The organism is Burkholderia sp. Tr-20355 (genome assembly GCF_017104685.1).
Classification (GTDB): Bacteria; Pseudomonadota; Gammaproteobacteria; order Burkholderiales; family Burkholderiaceae; genus Burkholderia; species Burkholderia seminalis.
In genome coordinates this window covers 1-6,361 of the sequence record NZ_JAAGPK010000266.1, presented here as the reverse complement: position 1 = coordinate 6,361, position 6,361 = coordinate 1, and the positions used below count along the sequence as shown (strand labels likewise).

General features: G+C 71.0%; 5 protein-coding genes. 4 read left to right on the top strand and 1 reads right to left on the bottom strand.

Annotation, left to right across the window (positions count from 1 at the left end; all coding sequences use genetic code 11):
• The 3 genes from G3N62_RS33650 to G3N62_RS33640 form a co-directional block, all read left to right on the top strand.
• Positions 1-187 (top strand): iron chelate uptake ABC transporter family permease subunit (locus G3N62_RS33650; RefSeq protein WP_166897480.1); only part of this gene is annotated, 187 nt, incomplete at its 5' end.
• Positions 184-984 (top strand): siderophore-iron reductase FhuF, encoded by an 801-nt coding sequence (gene fhuF, locus G3N62_RS33645; protein ID WP_124669090.1) that lies wholly within the window; start codon positions 184-186, stop codon positions 982-984. The genes G3N62_RS33650 and fhuF, both read left to right, overlap by 4 nt.
• The gene (locus tag G3N62_RS33640) at positions 981-2,012 is read left to right on the top strand and encodes an iron-siderophore ABC transporter substrate-binding protein (RefSeq protein WP_124669089.1); all 1,032 of its coding nucleotides are present in this window, start codon (positions 981-983) and stop codon (positions 2,010-2,012) included. Before fhuF ends, G3N62_RS33640 begins: the two co-directional genes overlap by 4 nt.
• A 122-nt stretch (positions 2,013-2,134) precedes the next feature.
• Here the strand turns inward: G3N62_RS33640 and G3N62_RS33635 are convergent, their stop codons facing one another.
• The gene (locus G3N62_RS33635) at positions 2,135-3,880 is read right to left on the bottom strand and encodes a cyclic peptide export ABC transporter (RefSeq protein ID WP_034186920.1); all 1,746 of its coding nucleotides are present in this window, start codon (positions 3,878-3,880) and stop codon (positions 2,135-2,137) included.
• Between the two features lie 272 nt (positions 3,881-4,152).
• Between G3N62_RS33635 and G3N62_RS33630 the strand changes: the two genes are divergently transcribed.
• The coding region (locus G3N62_RS33630; protein ID WP_206141463.1) for a non-ribosomal peptide synthetase at positions 4,153-6,361 on the top strand (2,209 nt) is incomplete at its 3' end.

Below are 6,361 nucleotides of genomic sequence, written 5' to 3'. Positions count from 1 at the left end.
TCGCACGCGGCTGTGGCTCGCGGCCGCGTGCGGCGCGCTGATCCTCGGTGTCGCGGATCTGGCCGCGCGCACGGTCGTCGCGCCGCGCGAAGTGCCGGCAGGCGTGCTGACCGCGCTGATCGGCGCACCGTATCTGCTCGGGCTGCTGATCCTCGAGGGGCGCCGCGCCCGGCGCGCGGGGCGATGACGCCGGTGCTCGACGAGACGCGCGCCACGCGCTTTTCGGCGTTCGCGCCGCAACCGTTCGCCGAACCTCTCGATGTCGTCTGGCTCGGCATGCCCGACGACGCGCACGCGCCGGGCCGCATCGTCGTGCCCGTCACCGAATTGCCCGCGCATCGCGACATCGTGCTCGACGCGATGGTCGGCCACTACGGCGGCGATCCCGCGCGGCATGCGCGCGCGCTGATGTCGCAATGGAGCAAATACTATTTCGGTCGCGCGGCGCCGGCCGGTGTCGTCGCCGCGTTGACGCTCGGCCGGCCGCTCGACATGAACCCGGCGCGCACGTTCGTCGCGCTCGACGACGGGATGCCGGCCGCGCTGTATTTCGCGCCGGACGCGCTCGGCGCGCCGTGCGACGATCCCGCGCCGCGCTATGCAGGGCTCCTCGCGCATCTCGGCGCGGTGATCGACCTGCTCGCGGCGATGGGCCGCGTCACGCCGCGCGTGCTGTGGAGCAACGCGGGCAACCTGCTCGACTATCTGCTCGATACGTATCGTTCGCTGCCGTGCGCGGCCGACCCCGTCCGCGATGCGGACTGGCTGTTCGGCTCGACCTGCGTGCGCGGCGAACCGAATCCGCTGCGGATGCCCGTGCGCGACGCCGTGCCGCGCTCGGCACTGCTGCCGACGCCGTTTCGCGCGCGCCGCGTGTGCTGCCTGCGCTACGAAATTCCTGGAGAAACGCAACTGTGTGGAAGCTGCCCCCTGCTACTGACGATGGACGACGCGGCGCTGGCCGAGCAGGACGCGATCCGGTGACGCACGCCGGCCGCCGGCATGCGCTCGGCGCACTCGCGGCGGCACTCGGCGCCGCGTGTTGCGGCGCGTTTTCCGCCTCGGCTGCCGCGGCTTCCGTTGCCGACGGCGCGCGCGGCACGCAGGGCACCGCGTCGCTCGCCGGCAACCCCGTCGTGTCGCAGGCGAGCGCGAAGATGCCGGTGCGGCCGCAGCGCGTGGTCGCACTCGACTTCATGTTCGCGGAAAGCGTGATCGCGCTCGACCTCGTGCCGGTCGGGATGGCCGATACCGCGTTTTATCCGGGCTGGCTCGGCTACCGGAGCGAGCGGCTCGCGCACGTGACCGACATCGGCTCGCGGCAGGAGCCGGGGCTCGAGGCGATCGCGGCGGTCAAGCCCGACCTGATCATCGGCGTCGGCTTCCGCCACGCGCCGATCTTCGACGCGCTCGACCGGATCGCGCCGACGATCCTGTTCCAGTTCAGCCCGAACGTATCCGACGGCGGCGTACCGGTCACGCAGCTCGACTGGATGCGGCAGATCTTCCGGACGATCGGCGCGGTGACGGGGCGCGACGCGCGTGCGCAGGCGGTCGATGCGCAGCTCGACGCCGGCATCGCGCGCAATGCGGCGCGGCTCGCGGCCGCGGGCCGCACGGGCGAGCGCGTCGCGCTGCTGCAGGATCTCGGCTTGCCCGATCGTTACTGGGCCTACACGGGCAACAGCACGTCGGCGGGCCTCGCGCGTGCGCTCGGGTTCGATCCGTGGCCGCGCAAGCCGACGCGGGAAGGCACGCTGTACGTGACGTCGGCCGATCTGCTTCGTCAGCGCGACCTGGCCGTGATGTTCGTCACCGCATCGGGGATGGACGTGCCGCTGTCCGCGAAACTCGATTCGCCGGTGTGGCGCTTCGTGCCCGCGATGAAGGCGCGCCGGATCGCGCTGATCGAACGCAACATCTGGGGGTTCGGCGGACCGATGTCGGCGCTGAAGCTGGCCGACGTGATGACCGATACGATGCTGACGCTGCCGGCCGTGCGCAAGAGCTGACGGGCAGGGTGTCGCGATCGGCGCGATCAGTGAATTGCCCGCCGGCACGATTCGCTTCCGAAATGCAAATCGCCGACGCACTGCCATGGCAGCGCGTCGGCGATTTTTTTGTCGCCCGTCGCTCAGGCGCTCAGTGCATCGACACCATCCTGCGCACGCGAGCGCGCCGGCATCGTGTCGCTGACGATGCGCCCGTTGTCGAGCTTCAGCAGCCGGTCGGCGAGATCGAAGTAGCGGTCGTCGTGCGTGATCACGATCACGGCCTTGCCGCGCGCGCGCAGCTCGGGCAGCAGCTGCTCGTAGAACACGGCCTTGAACGACGGGTCCTGGTCGGCCGCCCATTCGTCGAACAGGTAGAACGGCCGGTCTTCCAGATAGGCGACGACGAGCGCGAGCCGCTTGCGCTGACCGGTCGACAGCGCGCGCGTCGAGAACGCGCCGTCGACCACCTTCACCTTGTGGTCGAGCGCGAGCTTCGCGACGAGCGCGTTCGCCCGTGCGTCGGCCTGTGCGCGCGACGGATCGTCGGGATCGACGATGCCGAGCAGCGCGTCGAACAGGTGGAAGTCGTTGAATACCGCGCTGAAGCGCTGCCGGTACGCGGCGCGCTCGCGCCAGCCGATCGTGCGGCCGTCGACCTCGATCGTGCCTTCCTCCGGTTCGTAGAGCCCCGTCAGCACCTTCGCGAGCGTCGTCTTGCCGCTGCCGTTGCCGCCGACGATGAACACGAGTTCGCCCGGCTTGATCGTCAGGTCGATCGGCCCGATGCTGAACATCCGTTCGTCGCGTTCGTGGAAGTACGCATGCGTGACGCCGCGCAGCGTGACGGCGCCGGCCGGCGGCACGTCGGGTGCGTCGGCGGCGGGCGGCACCGTGCGCAGCGCGCCGAATTCGGCCATCACGCCTTCGATCCGCGTGAGCGACACGCGCGCGGCGTTGACGGTCGGCAGGTTGTTCAGCAGACCGTCGAGCGGCACGAGCATGAACAGGAACACGACGACGTAGCCGGCGGCGGCGGCCGGGTCGGCATGCACGCCGAGCTGTGGCCAGAACGACGCGACGCCGAGGAACACGTAGAACAGGAAGATGATCCAGCCGACCCCGACCGCGTATGCGCTGAACGCGCGGCGGCGGTGGTCGCGCACTTCGCCGATCGCGGCGCCGAGCTGGCCGTCGACGAACTGGCGGGCACGCGCGTCGTGCAGCTTCAGTTCCTTCGCGCCGGAGAACAGCGAGCCCAGATAGCCGAACAGGCGGTCCTGCGCGTGGCCGGCCGCCTCGAGCGACGCGATCGCGCGGCGGTCGCCGGTGTGATAGCCGAGCGAGCCTGCGATGATCGCGGCCAGCGCCAGCAGGCACACGGGCCACGACAGCCAGGCGAGATAACCGAGGCAGCCGAACACGATCGAACCGTGCATGACCAGGTTCGGCAGCGCGAAGAACAGCATCGACACGTTGGTCGCGTCGTCGGTCAGCACCGACTGCACGGGCGCCGCGCCGATCCGCTCGATGTCGCGCAATTCGGCGGCGCCGACGCGTCGCGCGAGATGGACGCGCAACCGCGCCATCGTGTCCTGCGACAGGCGGGCGAACAGCGTGCCCGACACGATCCGCGTGACGAGCGCGATCACCGCGCACAGGGCGAAGCGCCACGCGAGCGATGCATCGGCCGCGCCCGGTTGAGAGAGCGCGCGGTTCAGCGTCGCGACGAGCAGCACGCTCGCGACACCATTCAGGACGCACGCAGTGAGCGCAAGCGTGAGCGACACGCGGCTTTCGCGCAGCAGCGCAAGGATCAGGCGCGCCGCGGGGCGGCCCGGAGAGGCGTCGAGGGACGGCGGGGAGGAAGGCTCGTGGGCGGCTGTCATCGGCAACGTCGGTAAAGGGAAGGCAGGCAAAAACGCGGAAACGGTGAATCTGACGCGAAAGCGGCGGGCGAGGCGGGGCCCCGTTCCGGCTTCCTCCCTGATAGACGAACGGGGCACGCAAATATTTAGCGGCACCGTCAAAAAAATGCGGCCGCACGCACTTTGCGTGCAAAACGGTAAAAAATCGGCCGCGTCGTTCGTCACACCAGTGAAGCCGCCCCAAGCGGCCCCGAGACTTGGCCGAAGCGGCCGGACCGAAGGACTTCACGCACATGACGAGTTTCCCGACTGCGCTGCATCACCGAATCCGCGAACTGGCGCGCATCGCGCCCGACGCACCCGCGATCGCGGTTCCTTTCCAGAATGACCTGCGCCTGTCGCGCGGCGCGCTCGACGCGCGGGCGGCGTACCTGGCCCGGCAACTGCGCGCGGCCGGTGTCGGCGCGGAAGTGCGGGTCGGCGTCTGCGTCGAGCGTTCGTGCGAACTGTTCGTCGCGCTGCTGGCCGTGCTGAAGGCGGGCGGCGTGTTCGTGCCGCTCGATCCGCGCCATCCCGCCGCGCGCCTCGACTGGATCGTCCAGGATGCGCAACTGCGGCACGGCATCGTCGACGCGGCCGGCCGCGCGGCGCTCGGCACGCCGTTCGAACATGCGTTTGATCCGGCGGCGGCATCGGGCGAGCAGGATCTCGTCGCCGGCGACGAAGCCGTGCCGGTTCACCCGCGTTCGGCCGCCTACATGATCTATACGTCGGGCTCGACCGGCACGCCGAAGGCGGTCGTCGTCGAGCACGGACCGCTCGCCGCGCATTGCGCCGCGCTCGCGGCCGCGCTGCCGATCGAGGCCGGCGACCGCCTGCTGCATTTCGCATCGGTCAATTTCGACGCCGCGCACGAATGCTGGCTCGCGCCGCTCGCCGTCGGCGCCGGCATCGTCGTGGCGCCGCCGCAGCCGTTCGCGCCGGACGCCGCGCATGCGCTGCTCGTGCGCGAGTCGGTCAACGTCGCCGCGTTCCCGCCTGCCTACCTGCGCGAATTCGCGGCCGTCGCCGCGCGCGACGGCGTGCCGCCGGCGCTGCGCGTGCTCGCGTTCGGCGGTGAAGCGTTGCCGCAACAGGCATTCGAGTTCGTACGCGGCACATTTCCGTCGGTACGACTGATCAACGGCTACGGGCCGACCGAGGCCGTGATCTCGCCGATGCTGTGGCCGGTCGAGCCGGGCGAGACGCCCGTGCTGGCGGCCGACGACGCGTATGCATCGCTGCCGATCGGCCGCGTGATCGGCCCGCGCGTCGCGCGCGTCGACGGCGCCGTGGCCGATGGCGTGGGCGAGCTGCTGCTCGGCGGCGTCTGCGTCGCCCGCGGTTATCACGGTCGCCCGGCCTTGACGGCCGAACGTTTCATTCCCGATGCGCAGGGTGAACCCGGCGCGCGCGTCTACCGCACCGGTGACCTCGCGCGGCTGCGCGACGACGGCGCATTCGATTATCTCGGCCGCCTCGACGATCAGGTCCAGGTGCGCGGCGTGCGCGTGGAGCCGGCGGAAATCGCCGCGTGCCTGCGCTCGCACCCGGCCGTGGCCGACGCGGCCGTGGTCGCCGAAACCGGCAACGGACCGACGCGGCTGATCGCGTGCGTCGCGCTGCGCGCGGCGGCCGACGATGCGGCGCTGAAAGCGCACGTGGCCGCGCAATTGCCGGCCGCGTGGCAACCGCACCGCTTCGTGCGGGTCGATGCGTTGCCGTATACGTTGAACGGCAAGATCGACCGTGCCGCGCTGCGCGAACGGATTGCCGCCGCGCGCGACACGACGCAAGGTGCGGGCGATACGCCGCGTACGCCGACCGAACGACAACTGGCCGATCTGTGGCAGACGCTGCTGGGCCTTGACGTCATCCCGTCGCGTGACGACCGGTTCTTCGCGCTGGGCGCCGATTCGCTCGCCGCGATGCAGCTGCAGGCCGCGATTCGGGCGACCCTGCGCGTGAACCTGCGGCTCGACACGCTGTTCGCCGATCCGGCGCTGGCCGAACTGGCCGGGACGGTCGATCGGGCGGAACGCGAGACCGGCGAGCCGTTGGCCGCGATTTCCGCGCGTCGCGCCGCGGCCGATCCGGCGGCATCGGGCGTGCCGCATGTCGACCGTGCGGCCTCGCTTGCGCAGCAGCGCTTCTGGGTGCTCGCGCAAACGCGTGACGCGAGCGCCGCGTATCACATCGCCGCGCACTGGACGATCGACGGTGCACTCGCGCGCGACGCGCTGCAGCGCGCGCTCGATCACGTGATCGGGCGTCATGAGGCGTGGCGCACGACGCTCGTCGACAACGACGACGGCATCGTGATGCAGCGGATTCATGCGCATCTGCCGGTGCCGATCGCCGATATCGACCTGCGCGACCAGCCGCCCGCCGCGCGCGACGCACAAGCCGCGCGCCTCGCCGAGCGCGACGCGGCCGAGCCGTTCGACCTCGCGCGCGGCCCGC